At 66.2% G+C, this 334-nt stretch carries 1 protein-coding gene; it reads right to left on the bottom strand.

Annotation, left to right across the window (positions count from 1 at the left end; genetic code table 11):
- Nucleotides 1-9: 9 nt before the first annotated feature.
- Nucleotides 10-334, bottom strand: a 325-nt coding sequence (locus EIK80_RS26215; RefSeq protein WP_158624762.1) for a hypothetical protein, incomplete at its 5' end; no start/stop codon positions are given.

The raw sequence follows: 334 nt of genomic DNA, 5'->3' as shown, positions 1-334 counted from the left end.
CAGCTTGATCTATCCGCACTTGCCGAAGAGCCCAAGGCCGCGGAACCCCGTCGTGTGCGCCGTAAGGCAGCCGATGAGGCCACTGAAGAACCGCGCGATGCCCGTCATCGCCGCGATGATGAACGAACCGGCCGCAAGCCGCGCAAGCAGGCCGATGAGGCCGGCGATCTGCTCGCCTCCCTCGATTTGGGCGAGACAACCGCTCCCGAGCGCCGCCGCAACCGTCGTGATGACACCGAAGCTCCGCTCATTCGCCGTGTGCATGATGAGGATCAGCCGCGTCGCCGTCGCCGTCCTGCGGACAGCAGCGACGAGACCGTGCGCGATTTGGATG

This window comes from Caulobacter sp. 602-1, assembly GCF_003931565.1.
Classification (GTDB): domain Bacteria; phylum Pseudomonadota; class Alphaproteobacteria; order Caulobacterales; family Caulobacteraceae; genus Caulobacter.
This window is presented reverse-complemented; position numbering and strand designations above follow the sequence as displayed.